At 33.8% G+C, this 26,705-nt stretch carries 20 protein-coding genes; 13 read left to right on the forward strand and 7 right to left on the reverse strand.

Annotated elements, in window-relative coordinates:
* The first annotated feature begins 25 nt into the window (after positions 1–25).
* A complete protein-coding gene (locus KFZ70_RS01325) occupies positions 26–985 on the forward strand; it encodes a tetratricopeptide repeat protein (RefSeq protein ID WP_139696683.1) in 960 nt (319 codons plus the stop codon).
* 3 nt (positions 986–988) lie between these two features.
* Here the strand turns inward: KFZ70_RS01325 and rsmG are convergent, their stop codons facing one another.
* Positions 989–1,618: a 16S rRNA (guanine(527)-N(7))-methyltransferase RsmG gene (gene rsmG, locus KFZ70_RS01330; RefSeq protein WP_139696685.1), complete on the reverse strand. Its 630-nt coding sequence runs from the start codon at positions 1,616–1,618 to the stop codon at positions 989–991.
* 218 nt (positions 1,619–1,836) lie between these two features.
* Between rsmG and KFZ70_RS01335 the strand changes: the two genes are divergently transcribed.
* On the forward strand, positions 1,837–2,931 hold the full coding sequence (locus tag KFZ70_RS01335) for an acyl-CoA desaturase (protein WP_139696687.1): 1,095 nt from the start codon (positions 1,837–1,839) through the stop codon (positions 2,929–2,931).
* A gap of 33 nt (positions 2,932–2,964) precedes the next feature.
* Positions 2,965–4,149 carry a pyridoxal phosphate-dependent aminotransferase gene (locus tag KFZ70_RS01340; protein WP_139696689.1) on the forward strand — a complete coding sequence of 395 codons (1,185 nt, stop codon included), beginning with the start codon at positions 2,965–2,967 and terminating at the stop codon, positions 4,147–4,149.
* Between the two features lie 50 nt (positions 4,150–4,199).
* Here KFZ70_RS01340 and KFZ70_RS01345 read toward each other — a convergent pair whose 3' ends face one another.
* The 3 genes from KFZ70_RS01345 to trkA form a co-directional block, all read right to left on the reverse strand.
* Positions 4,200–4,466 carry a hypothetical protein gene (locus KFZ70_RS01345; RefSeq protein ID WP_139696691.1) on the reverse strand — a complete coding sequence of 89 codons (267 nt, stop codon included), beginning with the start codon at positions 4,464–4,466 and terminating at the stop codon, positions 4,200–4,202.
* 198 nt (positions 4,467–4,664) lie between these two features.
* The gene (locus KFZ70_RS01350; RefSeq protein WP_139696858.1) at positions 4,665–6,116 is read right to left on the reverse strand and encodes a TrkH family potassium uptake protein; all 1,452 of its coding nucleotides are present in this window, start codon (positions 6,114–6,116) and stop codon (positions 4,665–4,667) included.
* 69 nt (positions 6,117–6,185) lie between these two features.
* The gene (gene trkA, locus KFZ70_RS01355) at positions 6,186–7,535 is read right to left on the reverse strand and encodes a Trk system potassium transporter TrkA (protein WP_139696693.1); all 1,350 of its coding nucleotides are present in this window, start codon (positions 7,533–7,535) and stop codon (positions 6,186–6,188) included.
* 297 nt (positions 7,536–7,832) lie between these two features.
* Between trkA and ubiE the strand changes: the two genes are divergently transcribed.
* Together ubiE and KFZ70_RS01365 are read left to right on the forward strand one after the other, a co-directional pair.
* Positions 7,833–8,498, forward strand: coding sequence for a bifunctional demethylmenaquinone methyltransferase/2-methoxy-6-polyprenyl-1,4-benzoquinol methylase UbiE (ubiE, locus tag KFZ70_RS01360; RefSeq protein ID WP_233244043.1), 666 nt, complete (start codon positions 7,833–7,835; stop codon positions 8,496–8,498).
* A 4-nt stretch (positions 8,499–8,502) separates the two neighbouring features.
* Positions 8,503–9,231: a porin family protein gene (locus KFZ70_RS01365; RefSeq protein WP_139696697.1), complete on the forward strand. Its 729-nt coding sequence runs from the start codon at positions 8,503–8,505 to the stop codon at positions 9,229–9,231.
* A 4-nt stretch (positions 9,232–9,235) separates the two neighbouring features.
* Here KFZ70_RS01365 and KFZ70_RS01370 read toward each other — a convergent pair whose 3' ends face one another.
* A complete protein-coding gene (locus KFZ70_RS01370) occupies positions 9,236–9,952 on the reverse strand; it encodes an RNA methyltransferase (protein ID WP_139696699.1) in 717 nt (238 codons plus the stop codon).
* Between the two features lie 179 nt (positions 9,953–10,131).
* Here KFZ70_RS01370 and KFZ70_RS01375 point away from each other — a divergent pair, with 179 nt between their 5' ends.
* The 3 genes from KFZ70_RS01375 to accD all read left to right on the forward strand — a co-directional run bounded on the left by KFZ70_RS01375 (position 10,132) and on the right by accD (position 14,997).
* On the forward strand, positions 10,132–12,657 hold the full coding sequence (locus KFZ70_RS01375) for a BamA/TamA family outer membrane protein (protein ID WP_139696702.1): 2,526 nt from the start codon (positions 10,132–10,134) through the stop codon (positions 12,655–12,657).
* A 134-nt stretch (positions 12,658–12,791) separates the two neighbouring features.
* Complete coding sequence (gene fbaA / locus KFZ70_RS01380) at positions 12,792–13,859, forward strand: class II fructose-bisphosphate aldolase (protein WP_139696704.1); 1,068 nt, start codon at positions 12,792–12,794, stop codon at positions 13,857–13,859.
* Between the two features lie 280 nt (positions 13,860–14,139).
* A complete protein-coding gene (gene accD, locus KFZ70_RS01385; protein WP_139696706.1) occupies positions 14,140–14,997 on the forward strand; it encodes an acetyl-CoA carboxylase, carboxyltransferase subunit beta in 858 nt (285 codons plus the stop codon).
* Between the two features lie 28 nt (positions 14,998–15,025).
* On the opposite strand, the gene KFZ70_RS01390 is transcribed toward accD, so the two are convergent.
* Entirely contained in the window at positions 15,026–16,135 is a 1,110-nt protein-coding gene (locus KFZ70_RS01390; RefSeq protein WP_139696708.1) for a PAS domain S-box protein, read from the reverse strand.
* 170 nt (positions 16,136–16,305) lie between these two features.
* Between KFZ70_RS01390 and rpsO the strand changes: the two genes are divergently transcribed.
* Entirely contained in the window at positions 16,306–16,575 is a 270-nt protein-coding gene (rpsO, locus tag KFZ70_RS01395) for a 30S ribosomal protein S15 (RefSeq protein WP_139696860.1), read from the forward strand.
* Positions 16,576–16,839: 264 nt separating this feature from the next.
* Complete coding sequence (locus KFZ70_RS01400; protein WP_139696709.1) at positions 16,840–19,107, forward strand: polyribonucleotide nucleotidyltransferase; 2,268 nt, start codon at positions 16,840–16,842, stop codon at positions 19,105–19,107.
* An 81-nt stretch (positions 19,108–19,188) separates the two neighbouring features.
* On the opposite strand, the gene KFZ70_RS01405 is transcribed toward KFZ70_RS01400, so the two are convergent.
* Complete coding sequence (locus KFZ70_RS01405) at positions 19,189–21,036, reverse strand: hypothetical protein (RefSeq protein WP_139696712.1); 1,848 nt, start codon at positions 21,034–21,036, stop codon at positions 19,189–19,191.
* Positions 21,037–21,218: 182 nt separating this feature from the next.
* Here KFZ70_RS01405 and KFZ70_RS01410 point away from each other — a divergent pair, with 182 nt between their 5' ends.
* The 3 genes from KFZ70_RS01410 to KFZ70_RS01420 all read left to right on the forward strand — a co-directional run bounded on the left by KFZ70_RS01410 (position 21,219) and on the right by KFZ70_RS01420 (position 26,686).
* Positions 21,219–21,515, forward strand: coding sequence for a cytochrome c family protein (locus KFZ70_RS01410; RefSeq protein WP_158293203.1), 297 nt, complete (start codon positions 21,219–21,221; stop codon positions 21,513–21,515).
* A 71-nt stretch (positions 21,516–21,586) separates the two neighbouring features.
* The gene (locus KFZ70_RS01415; RefSeq protein WP_139696715.1) at positions 21,587–22,894 is read left to right on the forward strand and encodes a VCBS repeat-containing protein; all 1,308 of its coding nucleotides are present in this window, start codon (positions 21,587–21,589) and stop codon (positions 22,892–22,894) included.
* Positions 22,895–23,509: 615 nt separating this feature from the next.
* The gene (locus KFZ70_RS01420; RefSeq protein WP_139696717.1) at positions 23,510–26,686 is read left to right on the forward strand and encodes a TonB-dependent receptor; all 3,177 of its coding nucleotides are present in this window, start codon (positions 23,510–23,512) and stop codon (positions 26,684–26,686) included.
* Positions 26,687–26,705 lie beyond the last annotated feature (19 nt).

A 26,705-nucleotide genomic window follows, 5' to 3' on the forward strand; every position in this document is an offset into this window, starting at 1 on the left:
TATTATTTGCTCGCTATGTTTGCAAATGAAACAACTACTCTTAACCTTATTTATGTGTTCTACGCTACTTAATTATGCTCAGGCTAATAAGCTGTATAGAAAAGCTATGCGAACCTCAAACCTTAATGAACGCATTGAACTTTTATCTGAAGTGATAAAAATAGAACCGAAAAACCTGGATGCTTACTTCCAGAGGGGTATTGCAAAAAATGACTTAGGCGATTTTGGGGGCGCTATAGTTGATTATTCAAAAGTTATTGTAGAACAGCCTGACGCCGACACATACTACAACCGAGGGAATTCACGCTATAGCATACAGGACTTTATTGGCGCAAAAGAAGATTATGCTAAAGCTTACATGCTAGACCATAGCTTTATAGATGCTTTATACAGTTTAGCTTGTGTAAAATTAGATCTAGAAGAGTACAATAACGCCATTAAAGATTTTTCAGAAGTCATCAAAGTAGCTCCTTCTCAGCCCAAAACCTACACCTTAAGAGCCTCCGCTTATAGTGCTATTGAATCATACGAAAACGCAGCTAAAGATTATACAACAGCTATATTAATAGAACCTAACAGTATAAACTTTTACAACAGAGCCGCCTTTTTAATGAGCATTAAATACTATAAAGAAGCGCAAACGGATTTCACCAAATCGTTGAGATTAAATAGTAACAACGCCTATGCTTATTTTTATAGAGGAACAGCGAGTTTACTATTAGGTGCATACCAAGATGCCATTTCTGATTTTACGAAAGCCATCTCTTTTGACGCCACAGATTTTGATGCTTACTTAGGACTAGCGTTATCATATTACAAGCTCAATGATCTTGAAAAAGCTAATACTCATTTTAATCGGGCGAACGACATATTATCAATCGGAAAAGAAATCACGAACATCCAGCAATATAACAACACCTATTGGTTTCAACATCAATACTATTATTTTAACAATAACGTTGTACATCTTGCTAAATTACAATAGTCTTTAACCCCGATATTTTAGAGGCAAATGCACTACTTGTTTTGTGTCAAAAAAGTCTTCAGCATAATAATTGGACAAATGGTATATTGAAGCTGCTTTATAATCTTTAAGTTCTTCTGATAAATCGCCACCTTTAAGATATAAAATACCATTTTTTAGTTCATGCTGTTGCTTTTTAGCTATTTTACCCTTTACCCAATGCACAAAGGTAGGCATAATGGCTACAGCTCTACTGACTATAAAATCGTAAGTATCATCAATATCTTCTACCCTACTATGTGTTGTTTTTACATTGGTTAATCCTAAACCTTCAACCACTTCATTAACCACTTTAAGTTTTTTAGCAATACTATCTACCAAATGAAATGAACATTCTGGATATAAAATAGCCAATGGCACCCCAGGAAAACCACCTCCTGTACCAACATCTAAAATGTTACTGCCATCTTTAAATGATATAACCTTAGCAATTCCTAAAGAATGTAAAACATGGCGTAAATAAAGCTCATCAATATCTTTTCTTGAAACTACATTAATTTTTAAGTTCCAATCTTGATAAAGCGTTTCAAGCTTTTTAAACTTTTCAATTTGATCTGGCGTTAGATCAGGAAAATATTTTAAGATTAAATCCATAGTTTAAATATTACACAAGGTTACAATTCTAGCTACTCTTAGCAAAAAAAATAGGAATCACAAGCCCATCATGGCTGTTAAATTTTCAACAAAAATATAGTTTTTAAGTACATTTTTTTACAAAAAAACGTTATAACTTATATGCCTTTATACCTATCTTTGCCCAGAATATGGTAGAATGAACTCTATCCGTATGATATTAAAATTATTATTACAGTATGACTAAACAAGCACTTTCATTTTCAAGAACTGATTCTGCAAAATTTTTTAAGACACTAAACAAACGCGTTAACGACTACTTTAAAGAAAATAATATTAAACGTACAGGAAACTGGACCCTATATACCAAAGCCATTATTATGTTTGCTTTATTGATAGTTCCTGTTGTTTTGGTTTTGACCGTAAAACTGCCAGGTTGGACTCAAATACTATGCATGATTACGGCTGGCATTGGCATGGCGGGTGTTGGCATGAATGTTATGCATGATGCTAATCACGGCTCTTTCTCTAGTAAAAAATGGGTCAATAAACTTATGGGTAGCAGTATTTATATTCTTGCTGGAAATGACTACAACTGGAAAGTACAGCATAATGTACTACACCACACTTACACCAACATTCAAGGACATGACGAAGACATTGATGCTGGGCGAATTATTCGTTTTTCAAAACATGCCAAGTGGTTTAAGTTTCACAAATATCAACGTTTTTATGCCTTCTTCTTATATGGTTTATTAACGGCAAACTGGGCTATTGTTACAGATTTTATTCAAAGCTATAAATACCTTAAGCGAAAATTATCTTATGGTAAATTCCCCAATCCAGCTACGCAGTGGACCAAGTTGATAATTGGTAAAATTGTTTATTATTTAATCTGGATTGTTTTACCGTTAAGTTTAGGATTTCCATGGTGGCAAGTATTAATAGGCTTTTTTGTAATGCACTATACTGCTGGTATTATTTTAAGCGTCATTTTTCAATTAGCACATGTGATGCCAAATACCGAAATGCCTTTGCCAGACGAAAACGGTAACATGAAAAACACTTGGGCTATTCACCAGTTATTTACTACATCAAACTTTTCACCTAAAAGCTGGTTGGCTGAGTTTTATACTGGTGGGTTAAACAGACAAGTTGAGCACCATTTATTTGCACATATAAGCCATGTGCATTATAGTAAAATTTCAAACATTGTAAAAAAGACCGCTAAAGAATTTAGCTTACCCTACAATGAATACAATTCTTTTTGGGGGGCAGTGGCCGAACATTACAACCAATTAAAAGTACTTGGGCAAAAACCAAGCATGGCATAAATAATTTTAAACACTATTTAAATTAAATAACGAATGCAATTACTATCTGATAGAATTTTAAACATGGCTACGTCTGCAACTTTGGCCATGGCTGCAAAAGCTAGAGAGCTTAGAGGTGAAGGAAAAGATATTATCGGTTTGAGTTTGGGAGAACCAGATTTCAATACGCCTGATTTTATCAAGGATGCAGCAATTCAAGCTATAAATGACAATTATAATTCCTATACACCTGTTGATGGTTATGCTGAATTAAAAGATGCCATTATTACCAAATTTAAGCGTGATAATAATTTAACATATACACCAAATCAAATTGTAGTTTCTACAGGGGCTAAACAGGCATTATTTAATATTGCAGGGGTTATGCTTAATGATGGCGATGAAGTTATTTTGCCTTGTCCGTATTGGGTAAGTTATTCTGACATTGTTAAGTTATTTGGAGGTGTTCCTGTAGAAGTAAAAACATCTATTGATACAGATTTTAAAATGACACCAGAACAACTGGAAGCTGCTATCACACCAAAAACTAAAATGATGTGGTTTAGCTCGCCTTGTAACCCCAGTGGTTCTGTTTACAGTAAAGAAGAATTACAAGCTTTGGTAAATGTTTTTGAAAAACACCCTGATATTTATGTGGTTTCTGACGAGATTTATGAACACATTAATTATGGAAAAGGCCATACTAGTATTGCTGAATTTGAATCTATGTATGATAGAACCATAACGGTAAACGGTGTATCAAAGGCTTTTGCAATGACTGGGTGGCGTATTGGTTACATTGGTGCTCCTGAAAAAATTGCACGGGCTTGCAATAAACTTCAAGGACAAGCAACTAGTGGAGCTAACTGTATTGCACAGCGTGCTGTAATTACCGCATGTAATGAATCTCCTGAAAAAGTTAAATACATGATTGATGAGTTTAAAGGGCGTCGTGATTTAATTTTAGGACTACTAAGCGATATTGAAGGATTTAAATGCAATGTTCCTGATGGTGCATTTTATGTATTTCCTAATGTGTCTTACTTCTTCGGAAAAACATTAAAAGGTACTAAAATTAATAACGCTTCCGATTTTTCACTATTCTTATTGGAAGAAGCTCTTGTTGCCACGGTTACTGGTGAAGCCTTTGGAAACCCTGATTGCATCAGAATTTCTTATGCTGCTTCAACTGAACAAATCATAGAGGCTATTAAACGTATTAAAGAAGCTGTGAGTTAATTAATTTCACATGACGATAATAGAAAGCCACTAAATATTTAGTGGCTTTCTTATTTTAAAAGCACATATAGAAAAGAGATAAACCCTAAAAGGAAAAGAATAAAACCAACAACTTGCTTTTGTCTTATTGTTTTATTTTCGCGATGTATTCTTTCTTTAATTTTTAATAATTCTTCTGAAGTCAACTCAGGAAATTTTTTCAGCTTTATTTTAGCATAACTTCCGGATAAGACTTTCTTTTCTTTTCTTTTATACAACAGATTTCTGTTGTTCTTTAATGAATTATTGGCAGCAGCCATTGAACCTTCTCCTTCCATGGTTTGTTAATTTTTAAATATGAAACAATCGATAATAACTTTCAATGGAACCAAATGAAAGTCTATTTAACAAAAAGTAGCTGCTTTTACTTATAAGTAGCAAACATCACCCAAATGTTACATTTTAATTTTAACACAAGGAATTAAGGGATATCAAGAAAGTATGGTAAATACAACTAAACAAAAAAACTTTACGTTTTACCTATTGCGCCAAAAGAATGGGGTAAACAAAATAAGCACTGTAAAGAGCTCTAAACGCCCAATAAGCATTAAAAACGAAGCCCACCATTTCCCTATACCTGGTAATGCCGCATAATTATTTACTGGACCAAAATCTCCCAAAGCCGGCCCAACATTGCCCAATGTAGAAGCGGCCAGACCAATGGACGATTTAAAGTCTAAATCCATCAATGAAAACCCTAAACTACCAATAATAAAGGATAACATATAAAGTATAAAAAAGGCTAGCACATTAAATACAATAAATCGGTTTATTGCTTTTTTATTATAGCGCACGGGCACTATGGCACTAGGGTGAAGTGTTCGCTTAAACTCTAAAAATCCATTCTTAATTAAAATTAAATGACGTACTACTTTTACACCACCAGAGGTACTTCCTGCAGAGCCCCCTAAAAACATAAGTCCGAAAAAGAAAACCACTAAAAATGGTGTCCATAAGGTATAATCAGCCGAAATAAAACCCGTAGTTGTAATCACCGTAAGCACCTGAAATAACCCATGCCTAAACGCACTTTCTCCTTCTCCCCAAACCATAGGGTGTGATATAGAGGACATACTAACATCTGCCCGAAAATAAATTACAAGAGATGCAATTGCCGTAAATACCGCAATAAACTTAAAGTAAAGTTTAAACTCTTCATCATGGATAATTTTCTGAAATTTCCCTTTGAATGCAAAATAACTCAAAACAAAATTGGTTCCTGCTAAAAACATAAACAGTATAATAATATATTGAATCATTGGTTGATCATTCCAATACGCTACACTCGCATTTTTTGTTGAAAACCCACCTGTCGACAATGTACATAACGCATGATTTATAGCGTCAAAAAATGACATACCAGCTACATTAAGTAATATTGTTTCTGCTGCCGTATACCCAAAATAGATAAGCCAAAGACGTTTTGCCGTATCAGTAATTCGAGGATGTAATTTATCTGTGCTAGGGCCTGGAGCTTCGGCTGCAAATAGCTGCATACCTCCAATTCCTAAAAGTGGTAAAATGGCTATAGCTAAAACAATGATACCCATGCCCCCAATCCAATGCGTCAAGCTACGCCAAAACAAAACCCCTTTGGGCACAATTTCAATATCATTGAGAATAGATGCGCCTGTTGTAGTATAACCAGACATGGTCTCAAAAAAGGCATTGGTAAAACTAGGTATACTATCTGTAATCATATAGGGCAAGGCCCCTGATAAAGACATAATTATCCAACCAAAAGTTACAACAATATACCCTTCGCGTTTACTAATTTCTTTCTGATGATTTCTAGTAAAAAACATAATCAGCCCACCTATAATAAGTGTAATGATTCCTGCGGATACTATTTGCTGGGTAACACCATCATCATAAATTAGACTTACCAAAGCAGCCAGCAACATAAATCCTCCATTAAAAAGGAGCATTAATCCTAAAAAATGACTTATAATTTTAAAATTGAGTTTCAATACTTTTCGCTATTTATTAGAAGAGTTTTAAATAAAAAGTTTTTCAACACGCTTTATCGACTTCAGCAAACAACATACTACCACACGATCTCCTTCCTGAATTTTAAAACTTCCTAAGGCAATCATACCAACCCCATTTCTTATGACACCCCCAATAATGGCTGTTCTAGGAAAGTCAATAGACTTAATGGTTTTATTGCATACTGCTGATGTTGATTTTACCTCAAACTCTAAAAGTTCGGCATTAAGATTACTTAATTTGGTCATGGCGACCACCTCACCTCTACGTATGTATCTAAAAATATTATTGGCTGCTAAAAGCTTTTTATTAATTAAAGTATCAATACCAATAGAATGTGACAAATCAAAATAATCCATGTTTTCAACCAAAGCTATGGTTTTGTTTACCCCTTTTGATTTTGCGACTAAACATGACATGATATTAGTTTCAGAATTAGGCCCTACTGCTATAAAAGCCTCCATGTCTGATATGTTTTCTTCTTCAAGCACATCTACATTTCGTCCATCGCTATTAATCACTAAAACTTTAGTTAGCTCATCTGCAATATCAAAAGCTCGGTCTCTGTCTCCTTCTAAGAGTTTTACATTAAATCCTTTTTCACTTAAATCTCTGGCCGTTTTATAACCAATTTGATCGCCCCCCAAAATCATAACATCTTTAATCTCTTTGTTCTCTTTTCCTGTGAGTTTACAAAGCTCTTCTGCTCCGCCTTCAGACGTCACAAAAACTACATTATCACCTCTTTTAAACTCTGTATCTCCACGGGGAATAATGGTATATTGTGTACCAAAACGCTGAATAGCAATGGGTACAAAATGAATTTCTGGAAAAATCGCAGCTGCTTCTTTTACCGTTTTTCCAACAAAGGATGCCGACCTTGACAATGTTAGTCCAGCCATTGTTAAAGCTCCGTTTTCAAACTCATAATTTTCATTGAATGAAGATTGTTTTAACGATAGCTCAATTTCTGAAGCAGCTAATGCTTCTGGAGATATTAGCTCATCAATACCAAACTTGGTAAAACCAACTTCATCTTTATAATTGATAAACTCAGTATTAGATATTCTGGCAATGGTTCTTTGTGCGCCCAATTGTTTTGCCAAAACACAAACAGTAATATTTGTGGTTTCACTTGAAGTTACAGCAATAAGCAACTCACATGATTCTACACGAGCCTCCTTTAGAATAGCTATAGATGTAGAATCACCTTTTACTACTTTAATATCTAAATGGTTATTCGCGTAAGCTAAACTTTTTTTGTTTGTATCAATTAAAGTAATCTCTTGAGATTCGTAAGATAGCAGTTTTGCCAAATGAAATCCAACTTCACCTGCACCAGCAATAATAATTTTCATTTTTTAGTTTTCATAAAAATGTACGCAAATATAGTACAAAATAGATATCAAGCATCTTAATACACTAATATAATTGGAACTGTGGGCTCAGACTAAAATCAAGTTACACCTTTTTGTTTACCATAAAAGATTGGTTAAAGATTGTTTCATACAAAATAGCATGATGTACTAATTTGGCATGAATCAATGTATAAAAGTTTTAAATAAATTATGTAGGTTTGCCTAAAATTCAAGAATTTGACAAAAGTAAAACCATATAAGGACAGCACTTTAGGTAAAAAAGAGCAGGTGACTCAAATGTTTGATACTATTTCTAGAGATTACGATGGTTTAAATCGGGTGATTTCTTTTGGCATTGATATCAAATGGAGAAAAAAGGTGGTAGAGATGGTTAAAAAAACGGCTCCTAGCACCATTCTTGATATTGCTACTGGAACAGGTGATTTGGCTATTAACCTTGCTGAAACTCAAGCATCAAAAATTATTGGGTTAGACATAAGTAGTGGTATGCTTGAAATAGGCAAAGAAAAGGTTAAAAACAAAAACTTAGAATCAAAAATAGACATGGTTCTTGGTGATAGTGAAAATATGCCTTTTGAAGACAATACCTTTGACGCCATTACTGTAGCTTTTGGCGTACGAAATTTTGAAAATTTAGAAAACGGATTAAAAGAAATTTATCGTGTTTTAAAACCAACGGGGACTTTTGTTATTCTAGAAACCTCAATACCTACAAAAACACCTTATAAACAAGGGTATAATTTTTATTCAAAACATATCTTGCCACTTATTGGTAAAATATTTTCAAAAGACAGAAGCGCGTATAAATATTTAAGTGAATCGGCCTCGGTTTTTCCTTATGGAGAAGCTTTGAACAATATTTTGCGTAAAATTGGGTTTATTAATGTTGAAGATTTTCCGCAAACTTTTGGTGTGGCTACAATTTACAAATCATCTAAATAAACATATGAAGCATCTTTTTGCCCTAATTTTATGCACCCTAGTATTTCAATCAGTACATGCTCAACTTTTTAGTAAAGAAAAAGTAACCTATGATGCTAACCAAGGACGAGGCTCTACAGATAACGATTTATTACGATGGGGTTATTATTTGGGTATAAATAATTACGATTTCAATTTTGATTACAACCAGGACAAGCGCGATATTTATGTAAAAAGAACTCCTGGGTTTAATGTAGGATTAATTGGTAATTTAAGAGTAAACAGCTTTATTGATTTAAGATTTGAACCTGGTCTATGCATTACTACCAGAGAATTGTACTACAGCAGAACCTACTTTGAAGGGATAGAGGTAAGAGAATCTGATTTAATTAGAGAGGTTAAGTCTACTTACATTCATTTTCCGTTATTGGTAAAACTTTCAGCTAAACGCATTAACAACTTTAAACCCTTTGTAGTTGGTGGAATTTCTACAGCCATTAACTTATCTAGCAACGAAAATAACCCTGAAGACAACAGCAACGGGCAATTTAGAACAACCACATATCCCCTCTTTTATGAATTAGGATTTGGGATTGATTTATACTTTTACAATTTTAAATTCACCCCCTCTATACGTGGTATTTTTGGAATCAATGATGAACTGGTTAGAGATAAAGACCCCAATAGCCCTTGGACTAGCAATGTTGCAAGCATGAAAACCAGAGGCTTGTTTATTAATTTCACGTTTCAATAGCACTTTAACGTCTAAACTCACTGAGCAAAATAGCCGCTGCAGTGGCTACGTTTAAACTTTCTGTTGCTTTTAATTTTCCAAATCTAGGAATGCTAATCTTTTCGGTAATTAGTTCTTCAACATCACTTGAAATACCATTAGCTTCATTACCCATAACCAATACACCGTTCTTGGGTACCATTTTATTGTAGATATTTTCCCCATCCATAAAAGCACCAAAAACAGGCATATCAACACCATATAAAAATTTTGGTAAATCAACATAACTAATATTTACTCTTGCAATAGAACCCATTGTAGCTTGAACCACCTTAGGGTTATAACAATCAACCGTTTCATGGCTACAAATTAATTCTTCAATACCAAACCAATCACAAAGTCTAATTATGGTTCCTAAATTACCTGGATCTCTTACATCGTCAAGCGCTACTATAAGGCCTTCCTTTTTTATTTCACGAGGTTTTGGAATTTTAAAAACACCTAAAGCTTTATTAGGATTTTTTAAAGCACTTATACGTTTTAAATCAGATTGCGAAATAACAACTTCATTTTTGGCATCAATATTGAAGCTTTCTACCGTATACAAGGTATCCATTTCTATGCTAGACCCTAAAAGTTCTACAATCCCTTTAACGCCTTCAACAACAAACAGACCGTATTGTTGACGGTATTTTTTTTGCTTTATTTGGGTTATTAATTTTATTTGACTCTTTGAAAGCATCTCCCCTTTTAAAATTTCAATAAAGAAAAGAAAATATTAATAAGTAAAATAACGCCTTGATATATTTAAGTATTTTTTATCCTAAATAACGTATTTTTGAACTCAAATTACCGTTATACACTTATGGTAAATTGGTAAAGCGAAAAACAAATCATTGAATGAATTAACCTTAATTCCGTTTGAAAAAACACATCTCAAATAAATTTTTAATTGCCCTTTGTTTAGGTTTGCTCATATCATGCAACGCTGTAAAACGTGTAGAAGATGATGAATATTTGCTTACCAAAACATCCATTAAAATCAATGATAAGGTTGATAAAAGAGAAACTATTGAGAAATTAGTCATTCAACACCCAAACAGAAAAATAGTTGGTATTCCGTTGCGTTTACATATTTATAATTCAGCCAGACCAAATAAAGACTCTATTTTTGACGCTTGGTTACACAAAAACCCTAAACGCCCAGAACGCTTAAAAAATGCTTTTTCACAAAAACAAGTAGACAAATTAAGAGCTTCATCTATTGGGTTTAACAATTGGCTTAAAAAAACAGGAGAAGCGCCAATTATTATTGATGACAAGAAAACAAAAAAGTCTTTAAAACTACTGGAGGCTTACCATATTAATAATGGTTGGTTTGATGCCGAAGCATCTTATGAGTTGCAACCTACAAAGAATAAAAGGGCAGAAATCGATTACTCTGTTAAAACAGGATCTGCTTATATGTTAGACTCTATTACAACCAACATTAAGTCTCCCGTTATTAAAGACATCTACAAAACCATTAAAAACGAGTCTATTATAAAACCTAGTCAGCAATATCGTACATCCAATTTTGATGCTGAGAGAGAACGGATTTCTAATAGTCTTAGAAATAATGGTATTTATCATTTCAACCAAGATTATGTCTCCTTTCAAATTGACACCATAGGAACCAATAAAAATGTAAATGTTAAGTTATCAATTCAAGATAGAGCAATAAGAACACCGGATTCTATAAGAAGAGAACCTTTTGAAGTTTACAATGTAAAAAATGTAAGTATCATCACAGATTACAATTATGAGAACAGAAACAAACCGTTTCAGGATTCTATATCTCACAACGGATATAATTTGTTTAGTTATGGTAAAATGAGGTATACCCCCAGAACCATAACAGATGCTATTTTTATTACACCTGGTGATGTTTATCGAGATAAGGATGTTACCCGAACATACAGACACCTTAAAGAGTTAAAAACCTTTAAATACCCTAATATTGAAGTAACCGAACACCTTGACAATACCCTATCAGACACAATACTTTTAACACCGCTTAAAAAGTTTAGTTTGGGTTTTGCTGCTGATGTGTCTCAAAGTAACATTCAAGCCATTGGTTTAGGGGTAAGCCCTAGTCTTCAAATACGTAATGTTTTCAGAGGAGCCGAAACCCTTGAAATTGCAGGAAAAGGCTCTATAGGTGCTTCAAAAGAGGGAAATAGAGAAAGTGATGCCTTTTTTGATATTATTGAATATGGGGTTGATTTGAGATTATCCATCCCTCGGTTTTTCTCGCCATTTTACACTAAACACCTCATCCCTAAACATATGTCACCTACAACCAATATTAGTTTATCAACTACCAGCCAAACGAATATTGGATTAGACAAACAAACCTTTAGCGGTATTTTTAACTACAACTGGTATCCTAATGACAAGGTAAGTAATAGGCTCGATTTATTTAATATTCAATACGTTAGAAATCTTAATATTGACAGGTATTTTTTAGTCTACAATAACTCTTACCAAACACTTAATAATATTGCTAAAGACATTAATTACATTCCTTCTGAAGATGACCTATCTATTCCTGATGGTGCTGATGAATTTATAAAATTTGCATTAGGCCCTCCTCCGTCAGAAGATTTATCACAAGAGCAATTACTCACCGTAAATGGTATTAATGAAAGAAAAACAAGACTAACAGAAAACAACCTTATTCTCTCCACAAGTTTCGGAATTACCATAGATGAAAGAAAAAATCTATTTGATGAAGACTTTTCTATTTTCAGGGCAAGATTAGAACCCGCAGGAAACATCCTAAGAGCAGCATCTAATCTACTAAATCTCCCTAAAGATTCTAGTGGCCGATACACTCTTTTCAATGTAGCCTATTCACAGTTTGTAAAAACAGAACTTGATTATATTAAACACTGGGATTTAGGTAAAAAGAACGTACTCGCTATGAGAAGCTTTTTTGGTATAGCCATCCCATACGGCAACTCAAATAGCATACCATTTGCAAAAAGTTTTTTCGCTGGAGGACCTAATGATAACCGAGCTTGGTCCGCCTATAGCCTAGGGCCTGGTAGTTCAAAATCAAATAATGAATTTAACGAGGCGAATATGAAAATTGCGCTTAGTGTAGAACAACGTTTTAATATTTTCGATAAATTTTATGGCGCTGTATTTGTTGATGCTGGAAATATTTGGAATGTTCTTGATAGTGCAACCGATGACAAAGCTATTTTTAACGGTTTCAGTGATTTAAAGGATATTGCCGTAGGCTCTGGTATTGGCTTTAGATATGACTTTAGATTTTTTGTATTTAGGCTTGATATAGGTTTTAAAACCTACGATCCGTCATATGGTGAAGATAATCGTTGGTTTAATGACTATAATTTTAGAAACGCTGTTTACAATATTGGAATAAACTACCCCTTTTAAGTTATTTATTTTTCAACCTTACACTATAACGTTTTAGTAGTATTTTAACCATTTCAAGACTTAAAAGCCAAAAAACTTAGTTAAAAAATTCTTATTTTTGTGCCTCAATAATTTAGAAATCTTTTAATTAGAACATGGGACACAATATAAAACCAGGTGTAGCTACAGGACAAGAGGTTCAAGCTATATTCAACCACGCTAAAGCTAATAATTATGCGCTTCCTGCAGTAAACGTTATCGGATCTGATACTATCAACGGTGTTTTAGAAACTGCTAGAGACCTAAATGCTCCAGTAATCATTCAATTTTCAAACGGTGGTGCGCAGTTCAACGCTGGAAAAGGATTGAGTAATGACGGACAAAAAGCGGCTATTGCTGGTGCTGTAGCTGGAGCAAAACACGTACATACTTTAGCGGAAGCTTATGGTGTTCCTGTTATTTTACATACTGACCATTGTGCAAAAAAATTACTACCTTGGATTGATGGTTTATTAGATGCCAGTGAAAAACATTTTGCTGAAACAGGTAAATCATTATTCAGTTCTCACATGATTGATTTATCGGAAGAACCAATTGAAGAAAACATCGAAATTTGCAAACAATACTTAGAGCGCATGTCAAAAATGGGCATGACTTTAGAGATTGAACTAGGAATTACTGGAGGTGAAGAAGATGGTGTAGACAATACCGATGTTGATGATTCAAAATTATACACCCAACCAGAAGAAGTTGCTTATGCTTATGAAGAATTAAGCAAAGTGAGTTCGCAATTTACTATCGCTGCAGCCTTTGGTAACGTTCATGGGGTTTACAAACCAGGAAACGTAAAATTAACTCCGAAAATCTTAAAAAATTCTCAAGAATATATTTCTGAAAAATATGGTGTAGGTCATAACCACATTGATTTTGTATTCCATGGCGGATCTGGATCAACCGTTGAAGAAATTCGTGAGGGCATCAGCTACGGTGTTATTAAAATGAATATTGATACTGATTTACAATATGCATTTATGAGTGGTATACGTGATTATATGGCAGACAAATCAGACTATTTACAATCGCAAATTGGTAACCCTGAAGGCGATGATTCACCTAACAAAAAATATTACGATCCTAGAGTTTGGTTACGTGAAGGTGAAAAAACTTTTGTTGCTAGATTGAAAAAAGCGTTTGAAGACCTAAACAATGTTAACACTTTGTAATCAGGTTTTCCTTAAAACATGATAAAAACGACCTTTTTTAAAGGTCGTTTTTTTTATTTATAGCTCTATAAAAGAGTCATTTACACCCACTATAATAATAATAATGTTTATGGCGTTACCACAAAATTAAAAAAAGGCTTAATTTTGTGGTCAGGCTTTCGGCGGTCGCTTTTTGGGAAAAACTAAAAGAGCTTCAACAAATGCCTCAATCCTTAACGCTCAAACAAAACGTTAAGATGAGTTAATCATAAACCTAAAAAGGAAAAAACTATACAGCATTATGTCTTGGTTTAAAAGAAAAACAAAAGGGATAACAACAACAACCGAAGAAAAGAAAGACACACCTAAAGGATTGTGGTACAAATCTCCAACAGGAAAAATTGTTGATACCGAAGAGTTAGAAAAAAACTTTTATGTAAGTCCTGAAGATGGATATCACGTAAGAATTGGTAGTAAAGAATATTTTGAAATATTATTTGATGATAACAAGTTTAAAGAGCTAGACAAAAACTTAGAGTCTAAAGACCCTTTAAAATTTGAAGACACCAAAAAATACCCAGAACGCCTTAAAGCGGCTCAAGAAAAAACAGCGCTTAAAGATGCCGTAAGAACCGCCGTTGGAAAATCGAAAGGAAAAGATTTAGTTGTGGCTTGTATGGATTTTGCTTTTATTGGAGGCTCTATGGGAAGTGTTGTTGGTGAGAAAATAGCCAGAGCGGCAGATTATTCATTAAAACACAATATACCTTTAATGGTAATCTCAAAGTCTGGTGGTGCCAGAATGATGGAAGCCGCATTATCCTTAATGCAGTTAGCCAAAACCTCAGTAAAACTAGCACAATTAGCAGATGCAAAAATACCGTACATTTCATTATGTACAGATCCTACTACGGGAGGAACCACAGCCTCTTTTGCTATGTTAGGAGATATCAATATTAGTGAGCCAGGAGCCTTAATTGGTTTTGCAGGCCCTCGTATTGTAAGAGACACTACGGGTAAAGAATTACCAGAAGGCTTTCAAACCTCAGAGTTTTTATTAGAACATGGTTTTCTTGATTTCATTACATTAAGAAAAGATTTAAAAAATAAAGTTAATCAATATTTAGATTTAATTTTAAATCAACCATTAAGAGCATAAAAAAAGCGAGCCGTTTGGCTCGCTTTTTTTATGCCTTCTTCAAATAGATTGAAAATTCAGTTCCTACATCAACTTCACTAACTACTTCTACTTTACCTCCCATAGATTCAATATGGTTTTTAGTAATAAACAACCCAACACCAATAGCATCCTTATGTAAATGAAATGTTTTATACATTTGAAATAGGCTTTTTCCGTATTTTTCTAAATCAATACCCAAACCATTATCGGCTATAATCAAAACAATATATTGATCTTCTACTCTAAAAGACAATTTGATTGTAGGGCTTCTTTCCTCTGAACGGTACTTGATGGCATTACTTAAAAAATTTAATATAATACTATCTAAGTATGCCGGAATGCCCTTTACCTCAATATCATCTTCAATAGTATTCTCAATACTAATATTATAATTTTGAGCTAATGCCCTCACATTATAAATACCTCTCTCAACATAATCATAAAGGTTTAAAACATCTAATTGATCATTACCAACTTGATTAATTTTAGCCACCTCAGATAAGTGTGATACAGTCTCTTCAAGGTTATCTATTGCTTTAACCAATAAATTGTAATTCTCATTATCTTTTAACCATTCAAATTCCTCAAGTAAAAAATCTTTAATTGTAGAAAGATTACCAGAATGAGATCGTAAATTATGTGTTATAATATCAGCAAACGTATTTAGCCGCTCATTTTGTTCTCTAACCACTTTTAACATGAGTTTCAACTTATCCTGATTAAGCTTTCTACTTGTGATGTCAGAAAACTGCCAAATCATTTGAGCTGGAGACTGGTCTTTATTCAATATTAAAGAGACCGAGATTAACACCCAGATGATTGAACCATCTTTATGAAAATAACGCTGACGCACTCTATAACGGTTAATTTTTCCCGCCATTAAACGTTCGTACTTTTTTTCATGCACGCCCAAATCTTCACGAAAAACAATATTTTGAATATCCATATTAAACAACTCGTTTCTGGTGTACCCAAAGAGTTCACAAACACTGTCATTTACTTTTATCCAATCACCGTCTAGCGTTAATATAACAATGCCATCATACGTATTATTGAAAATCTTCTCAAACGAATCATAAGTATCTGGAAAATTATTTTGAGGAAATAGTGACTTCATACTCTGAATGTTAGTTTAAGTATCTTTTTTAAAAACGGTTGGCACTATTAACCTTTAGGAATATGTTTAAAAGTTACATAAAAAACTCAATAAACCCAAAAAAGTTTCTATATTTGCCGCTCGAAAGAAAGACTTTCGTGTACATAACAATTATTTACAACAATATTAGCATGTATTTAACCAAAGAAGTAAAAGAAGAAATCTTCGCAAAACACGGAAAAGGAAAAAACGATTCAGGTTCTGCAGAAGGTCAAATTGCGTTATTTACGCACAGAATTAATCATTTAACTGAGCACTTAAAAAAGAATCGTAAAGATTATAATACAGAGCGTTCATTAGTAAAGCTAGTGGGTAAGCGTCGTGCATTACTAGATTACTTAATTAAGAAAGATATCTTAAGATATCGTGCCATAGTAAAAGAATTAGGATTAAGAAAATAATAAAAAGAGGCTCCTTTGAGCCTCTTTTTTGTTTTTGCGTAAAAGGTTTAAGACATCAAATACCGCTAAACTTTTACAAAAAAGTAACGCAAAATAAATTAACTCAAACGTAAGAGTTTAAACTACGTATTTATAGAAGAAGCTTTTTATAGTTTTTCATTGGTCATGACATAACTGTCACAACACACAACAACTACACACAACACAACGACCATTGTTTAACAATTTTGAGCGCATATGTGCTTGAATTACAAGAAAAAATTTATGATTCCACAAGTTTTTAAAGAGGTTATTGACCTTGGTGACGGTAGAGAAATTTCTATTGAAACCGGAAAATTAGCAAAACAAGCGCATGGTAGCGTTGTTGTGCAATCTGGAAACTGTATGTTATTATGTACGGTTGTTTCCAATTACAAACAAGCAGATGTTGATTTTTTACCTTTAACAGTAGATTACCGTGAGAAATTCGCCGCTGCTGGTAGATACCCTGGCGGTTTCTTTAAGAGAGAAGCCAGACCTAGTGACGGGGAAGTATTAACCATGCGTTTAGTAGACCGCGTTTTACGTCCGTTATTCCCAAAAGATTACCATTCTGAAACTCAGGTAATGATTCAGTTAATGTCTCATGACCCTGAAGTTATGCCAGATGCTATGGCAGGTTTAGCGGCTTCAGCGGCTATTCAATTATCAGATTTCCCATTTGAATGCCCTATCTCTGAAGTAAGAGTTGGTCGTATTAATGGTGAGTTTATTATTAACCCTTCTTTTTCTCAATTAGAAGAATCTGACATCGATATGATTATTGGTGCATCGGCTGATTCTGTTATGATGGTTGAAGGTGAAATGGACGAGATTTCTGAAGAAGAAATGACCGAAGCTATCAAGTTTGCCCATGAAGCTATTAAAGTACAATGTGCTGCTCAAGTAAAATTAGCAGAGGCATTTGGTAAAAAAGAAACACGCGAATATGAGCCAGAGAGAGAAGATGAGGCTTTAGCTCAAAAAATTCACGATATGGCGTATGATAAAGTATATGCTGTTGCCAAAGCGGGGTCTTCAAAACATGAAAGAAGTGCTGCTTTTGCTGAAATTAAAGAAGAGATTATTGCTAGTTTCTCTGAAGAAGACATAGAAGATTTTGGAGATTTAATTTCAAAATATTACTCTAAAGCTGAAAAAACAGCGGTTAGAGATTTAACTTTAAATGAAGGTTTACGTTTAGATGGACGTAAAACTACAGACATCAGACCAATTTGGTGTGAGATTGATTATTTGCCATCAACGCATGGTTCATCAATCTTTACTCGTGGGGAAACTCAAGCTCTAGCTACCGTGACCTTAGGTACAAGTAGAGAGGCTAACCAAATTGATATGCCATCTTTTGAAGGTGAAGAGCGCTTTTATTTACATTATAACTTCCCTCCTTTTTCAACGGGTGAGGCAAGACCAATTCGTGGTACATCACGACGTGAAGTAGGACATGGTAATTTGGCGCAACGTGCTTTAAAAGGTATGGTTCCTGAAGATTGTCCATACACTGTGCGTGTTGTTTCTGAGATTTTAGAATCTAATGGTTCTTCATCTATGGCAACGGTTTGTGCGGGTACAATGGCCATGATGGATGCTGGCGTACAACTAAAAAAACCCGTTTCTGGTATTGCCATGGGATTAATCACAGATACTGAATCTGGAAAATACGCAGTATTGTCTGATATTTTAGGTGATGAAGATCACTTAGGAGATATGGACTTTAAAGTTACTGGTACGGCAGATGGCATTACAGCTTGCCAAATGGATATTAAGGTAAAAGGATTATCCTATGAAATTCTTGTAAATGCTTTAAAACAAGCGCGTGATGGTCGTTTACACATTTTAGAAAGAATAACTGATACAATTGCTACTCCAAATGCAGATGTAAAAGCACATGCGCCAAAAATGGTTACTGCAATTTTACCTAACGATTTAATTGGCGCCTTTATTGGTCCTGGCGGAAAAGTGATTCAAGAATTACAGAAAGAAACAGGAACTACTATTGTTATCAATGAAGACCCTATTACAGAAGAAGGTATTGTTGAAATATTAGGAACTGACCAAGCTGGAATTGATGCTGTATTAGCTAAAATTGATTCTTTAATGTTTAAACCTGAAGTTGGTAGCGTTTATGAGGTAAAAGTTATTAAGATGCTTGACTTTGGTGCTGTAGTAGAATATACTGAGGCTCCAGGAAACGAGGTACTTTTACATGTAAGTGAATTAGCTTGGGAACGTACCGAAAATGTATCTGATGTTGTAAATATGGGTGATGTGTTTGATGTAAAATACTTTGGAGTTGACCCTAAAACACGTAAAGAAAAAGTATCTAGAAAAGCTATTTTACCAAAACCAGAAGGTTGGCAACCAAGACCTCCAAGAGATAATAATCGTGGTGGTGGTCGTGACAATAGAGGTAGAGATAATCGTGGACGCGATAACCGTAACAGGGATAATCGTAGAGACGATAGAAAACCAAGAGAAGACAAAAATGAGGATTAATTAAACCTCTCTTAGTATTAAACAAAGTCCATCAAATCGTATTTTGATGGACTTTTTTATAATTCAGATTTTTAAAAAAAATCAACCATTCATCTCACTAGAAAACTGTTCCGCCAAATTTTTTAAACCATTAACATAGTTCTCATCTATATTATATTTCAATGCTAAACCAATGGTTTGATTAATATACTGTAAAGCCATTTCCTTATTTTTTAATTGATAATAGCCTACAGCAATATTCCGCCCTGCCGAAACCCGATTATTTGTTTTATACCGACTATTATAAAAGGCCCGTTCAGAAAACTCAATGCCTTCTTTTAAATCTGCAACCCTATCTTGAGGATATGATACCAAAACCCAACCTAAATACATTTGCAATTCACTGTCATTGGGATAAAAGCTTAGCGCTCTTCTAAAAAAATCTTCGGCATCCTCCCACATCCCATTTGTCATAAAAAGGTCTGTTAAATGTTTTATTAAATATTTATTTTTTGGTTCTGCATTAAAAGCCTGCATAAACAATGAAATGGCTTTAAAAACATTATCTTTTTTTTCTTCGTTAATACCTTCATAAATTTTTACACTGGCATCATTAGGACTCAACATTCTTAATCGAGCGTAATATGCCTTGGCTATATCTGTGAAACCCGTTTGAATCATTAAAAACAAAGCATCTCCCAAAATATGAACATCAGAAAAATTACTAGTTGCAACTTCTTTCATGATTTCAACAGCTCTTTCTTTATTATTAGCTTTTTCATAAAACAAACCAGCCAAAGTTGATTTCTGATTTGGTGTATTACTTTCAAAACTTAACCCTTCTTCAAAATACCGAGAAGATTCCTTTTTAAAACCAGCATCTCCTAAAGCAATACCTATTTGTAGTATTTCCTTATAGTTATCTTTAAAAAGCAAAATATGCCTATCTAAAAGCGAAAGAATTTGTTCTCCTGTTCCTTGTGCTAAATTTTGTCGAATAACCTTAGATAACACATATTTACTATCAGGTATATTTTTCCTAGCATGCTGCAAAAGTATATTGGTCCATTTACTATCTGAACCACTCATAGCATCATCAATTTGCTTTAAAACAAAAGCCTCTGATTTTGACATTAGAGATAAATTATCTTTTAGCGTATCAATGGGAAGACTAAATACTCTTAAATCATTTGCTCTTTCTTTATATTTTTCTGCCTTAATACGATCTCCTTTCAACGCATACAAATTCCCTAGTTCTCTATATGCTGGTCCAAATGATTTATAGGTTCTGGTAAGCTCTTGAAGCTCTCGCTCTGCTTTATCATTTGCTTTTTCCATCATATAAACTTTACTCAATGATAACTTAGAAAAAACTTGAAGCGGTAGATATGAGCCGTGATTAGAACTTCTTACATAAGTATATTTAGCATCAAGAGATGTAATACGCTTAAAAACATCCGTTGCTTGTTCTGTGGAATCCATTTGCCTGTAAATTTCCCCCAGTTGATACCAAGCATTCCAGACTTTTGGTTGGATATCGACAACACTTTTCATAGCTTTAAGCCCAAGTGCCGACTCACCCAATTCGATATGCAATAAACCTTTGTAATATAACCATTGCCAAGATTTAGGGTTTATTATATTGGCTAATTCAAAACATTTAGCCGCAGGTATATAATAATTAGACGCATAATATACCATTCCTAAATTTCCTAAATTTTCATCAGTTGTTTTTTTTCTTGCTAAATCATCAGCATGTATTACTTGATTTTTTAACGACTCAGGTATATTATTAAGATCTGGTACTACAGGAATTTGCTCTTTATAATTTCCCTGACAACTTATAAATAACACAACTAAAAGAGCTGATAAACTATTTTTAAAGTATAAAACCAGGCTATTCCTAGTAATCATCCGAAGTAACTTTGAACCACAATTCTTATTGAACATGTTTTATTAAATAAATAATGAGATTATATGTAATTTTCATATTTTTATCTTGCAATATAAATAATCCCTCATTATGGCCTAATAAATATATGGTACAATATTTAAAACTCTTTTTTTTCTGCTTTTTTTGTGTATTATTTATCGCTTGCACACAGAAAAAGAAACAAAACCAAACAGATTTTATGGCTGAAGGCAAATTAATATTTGAACAATCTGGTTGTGCCATTTGCCACTCTTTAAATGGAGAAACCATGTATGGTCCTGCATTAAATTCTATTTTAGGCAAATCCATTCACGTATTAAGAGATAGTATTCAACATTCAATTACAGTGGATGAGGACTATATTTATAGAGCAATAAAAGATCCCGATTTTGAAAAAAATGAAGCTTACTTGTCAAAAAAAATGCCTTTACCAATTTTAACCGACAAACAAATTGAAATATTAAGCACATACATTATTCAATTAAACAAGCATTAAACAAAAAATGCAGCATTAACCTAACAATAAATTACCCAAAGCAAAAAAACTTAATAAGTCAAAATTAACAAATGACTCAAAAAAAAAACAAAATCACAATTCTGGTAGTTCTTACAGTTATTCTAGGAATACTTAGTTCATTTTTCATTTATCAATCAATAGATAAATCTACTATTGAAACAGATGATGATATGGATAAGGAAAAAAAAGAGGTTGCAAATAATGCAATAGAATATTTCACAATATCTGCCATTGGAAACGATTTTACAGAAAACCCACGGATTTCTCATATTATAGCTAACGACCTTGACAACGATAAACTACTTGATGTTGTTGTGTGTGATATGCTTTCTAATTCTGTTTCATGGATTAGGCAGCATCCTATAGGTGTTTTTCAAGAAATACGCCTAGCTGACAACTTAATTGCTCCCGCTCATGTTGAAGCCATAGATTTTGATGAAGATGGAGATAAAGATATTATGGTTGCTGTTCTGGGTATGCTTTTTCCTAATAATGACAAAATAGGTTCTGTTGTAATACTAGAAAATGATGGTAACAACAAATTTAAGAAGCATGTTATTGTTGATAAAATTGCACGTGTAACCGATGTTAGAGCTGGAGACTTAGATGGTGATGGAGATAAAGATTTAGCAGTAGCACAATTTGGTTATGACGACGGTGAAACCAGATGGATTGAAAACTTAGGCAATTGGGAATTCAACAGTCATATTATTCAAAGAATTTCTGGCCCCCTTAATGTTGAAATTATTGATATAGATAATGACTCTGACCTTGATATTATTTCATTAGTAACCCAAGAATGGGAAGACATATATTGTTTTATAAATGATGGCAAAGGTCATTTTGAAGCCAAACTTATTTGGGGATCAAATAATCAGGATTTTGGTTCTAGCGGAATTAGTTTAGCCGATATCAACCAAGATGGTGCTATGGATATTTTATATACCAATGGTGATGCTTTTGATTATGTACCACCAATGCCTAGACCATGGCATGGTGTTCAATGGTTAGAAAATATGGGGAATTTATCCTTTAAATCGCATAGAATCTGTGATTTCCCAGGAGCTTTTAGTGCGCGAAGTTGTGATTTTGATAAAGATAACGACATGGATATTTTAGTGGTAAGTGGTTTCAATCTTTGGGATAAACCATTTGCAGAAAGCTTTATATGGTTAGAGAATGATGGAAGTCATAATTTTACAAAGCACACTATAGCAACCTCTCCAACTCATCTAATTACCATGGATCTAGGAGATTTTGACAATAATGGGAGCATGGATGCAGTAACAGGTGGTATGTATGTTTACCCCCCTTATAACCATATGAAACGACTCTCCTTATGGAAAAACAATAAATAGTTACCTCTCACTTCCAGCTTATAAACAGAAAAAAATAGTTACCTAGTTTTCAATTTATAATTACATTCTTATTTACAAGAACAAGGATATTATTTGTAAAAAACACCTGTTTTTTACCTCCTGAAATACAAGTTATTTTTAACAAAATAACTTGTTCTACTCCTTAGTAAGTGGTAATCATTTCATCCTTATCACAAAAGAGGCTTTAAAAAACACTGATATAAAGCCTAAAACAGCGCATATCTTTAATCAAATACATTTGTGATAGCATTTAAACCATATGATACAATCCAAACTATTTTGATTTACAATATTTACACAAAGTTTTTAACTGTTTTTAACATACTTGCATTTTAACTATTTGTTTTAAACAAAATATAGTTTATGCTTTAAGAGTCAAATATGTTATAAAACAAGATGAAGCTCAAAAACAAACTATAAACAAATTCTAACTAATTAAACTAAAAACGAACTATGACTTAAAACTATCTTCTTTTCTTACCTATTGATTACACCCTACCCATATTTAATAGTAAAAAAAGTATGCTAACCTAATAACCTGGTAGAGTTGTAATTGAATTATTTAACTATAACTAACAATAGAATTAAAACTTAATGAAAAAACTAGTTATTCAGACGGATAATTTTAGAATTCCGTTGCATTGCAATTTACAAATGAAACTTACGGCGCTTTTTTTAATTGTATCCTTGTTTCAAATTCATGCAAACCCTTTGCGAAACGAAAACTCGGTTTCCTTACAAGACAAGTTTCAAGTAAGCGGAACTGTTTTAGATGAAAACAATCAACCTTTACCAGGAGCTACAATTATTGAAAAAGGCACAACTAATGGTACTACTGTAGATTTTGATGGAAACTATACTATAATGGTTTCCAATAAAAACGCCATAATAGAAGTATCCTTTCTTGGTTTTATAGATCAAGACATACAGATTAACGGACGGTCGCAAATTTCAATAGTCCTAAAAGAAAACCTATCAGAACTTGATGAAGTTGTGGTTGTAGGTTATGGTAGTCAAAGAAAGGAAACTGTTGTAGGTTCAGTAGTTCAGGCTAAAGGAGAACAATTACTTAGAGCCGGTGCTGTTGCAACCGTTTCGGAGGCGCTAACAGGACTTATGCCCGGGGTATCTACGCAACAAGCTGCTGGACAACCAGGCTCAACAGCTTCAAGAATATTAATACGTGGTCAATCTACCTTTAGTGGAAACAATAATCCATTATATATTGTTGATGGCGTTGAAAGAGACTTTAACGACCTAGACCCTAACGAAATAGAATCTATATCTGTTTTAAAGGATGCTTCAGCCACAGCTGTATTTGGAGTTAAGGCAGCAAATGGTGTTGTTGTAGTTACAACCAAACGCGGTAAATCGGGTGATACTAAAGTGACCTTTACAAGCAGTTGGGGGTTAAAAGAACCAACAATGAACACCAATTATTATGCAGATTACCCTACTACCCTAGAAAAATTTAATGAGGCAGCACTTAATGATCGTGCGTATGACCAATTGCATCCACAAAGCCTTATTGATACTTGGAGAGACCCTAATCGCGATAAAACCTTCTACACCTATACTACCTGGATAAATGAATTATTAACCACGGGAACCAACTCTCAGTACAACCTAAATGTTTCTGGTGGTAATGATTTTGTTAAATATTTTACATCTTTAGGATATCAATATGATGGTGATATTTTTGACATTGAAAAACAAAAAGATTTTGACCCAAGAACTTATCAAAGAAAATTCACTTGGCGGTCAAATTTAGATTTTAATTTTAGCAAATCTACCCAATTTAAAGTTGGTTTATCTGGTAACTTTAAAAACCTTAACCAAAATATTATTACTCAAGGTACTAATAATGGAATTGCCAGAGGAAACGGAGATAGTTTTACGCGTATTTGGCAAACTCCTCTTATTGGACCTACTCCAATATTACCTGATGGTCGCTTAACCACTGTACTTGGTGCGGTTGTAAACCCAAACTTCTATGTAATGGAAAGAGAAGGACAATGGAGAACGCGTAGCAATACCTTATACACAGATTTTACCTTAGTACAAAACCTTACTAAAGATTTAAAAGTTCAAGGACGATTATCTTATAATTTTTCTCAATCCTATAGAGGTAATGGTCAACAACAAGCTCTAATAAAGCAACCTATCTTACAGTACTACCCTAACGAAGATAATACGGACTTTATTCAGGAAGGTGATCCTAATGCCATTGTTGGACCTCCGGTGGTTGGTGCAGAAGTAATAAATGGTTCCAACAATAGTTTGTATTATGAATTTCGTGCCAATTACGATAAAACATTAAATGACCACCAAATTGGTGTTATGGGGCTATTTAGTAGAAGACGTGCCCAAAATGGAACTAGTTTTCCAAGTTTTGAAGAGAGTTGGGTAGGTCGAGCCACTTACGGGTATCAATCAAAATATCTAGTTGAATTCAATGGTGCATATAATGGTAGTGAAAACTGGGAGCCTGGTTTACGCTACGGATTTTTCCCGTCAGCAGCCGTTGGATGGGTCGTATCGAGAGAAAAGTTCTTTAAAAACAATGTAGGCTTTTTTAATTTCTTAAAGTTTAGATATTCTTATGGTGAGGTTGGAGATGACAACATTAGAATAAATAACCAAGAACAGCGATTTCTTTATGCCTCACCATATGGTACGCGTGCAGGTGGTTCGTCTCAGTTCTTTTACGGAAACCCTTTAATTAATTATGGCCCCCTTTACTTAGAAGGCAGACCTGGAGTTACAGGAAACACCTGGGAGCGGGCCATAAAACAAGATTTAGCCGTAGAGTTTAGCATATTTGATAGTCAACTTAGAACCACTGTTGAACTTTTTGATGAACAACGTTCAGAGATTTTAACACAAAGACGTACTGTTGCTCCTTGGTTTGGTAATACCGCACCTATTGCTAATATTGGTCAAACCAAAAATCATGGTATTGATTTAGAGCTAAAATGGAATTCTAACATTGGAGAAAATTTCCAATATTTCCTTACAGCTAACATGTCCATTAGTGAAAGTAGAATTATAGAACGTGATGATCCTGTAAGTACAGCACCTTATCAAGCTGATGCGGGTAAGCCAATTGGATGGCAAAATGGTCTTCTAAGTGATGGACTTTATCAGTCATGGGATGACCTATATAATAGTACACCATCCTCCTTTTCCAATAATTTAATTCCTGGCTCCCTGAGTTTTGTTGATTATGATGCTGATGGAGTAATCACTGTTCAAGATAGAGTGCCTATTAATAATCCGCAATTCGCAACTAAAACATACGCTTTTAGTCTTGGTATTTCTTATAAAAACTTTTCTGCACACGCTTTGTTTAATGGTATGTGGGACATTTCAAAAAACCTTGCCGACGTGTATTTATTTGAATATGCCTCTGCTGCAACAACCAATTGGCAACTCTTAAATAATGAACAATTTGATGCTTGGTCTTTTGATAACCCTAATGGTGTACATCCTGCTTTACGAACAACATCTAATGGTCATGATAATCAACAAAGCACCTACACGAATAGATCAAGTGACTTTTTAAGATTTAAAACTTTAGAACTAAGATATAGAATTGGTAAAAAGCTACTTAATAAGTTAAATTTATTTGATACGTTTGAAGTATTTGTAAATGGAAATAACTTAGCTACTTGGTCTGCTTTACCAGATGAATTTGACCCTGAATCACAACAGTTACTTGTGTATCCAATCACAAAACGCTATAATTTTGGAGTTAAATTATCATTCTAATAAAAAAAATGAAAAAGTA

Origin of the sequence: Allotamlana fucoidanivorans, assembly GCF_045788535.1 — a bacterium.
In the GTDB taxonomy this organism is placed as follows: Bacteria; Bacteroidota; Bacteroidia; order Flavobacteriales; family Flavobacteriaceae; genus Allotamlana; species Allotamlana fucoidanivorans.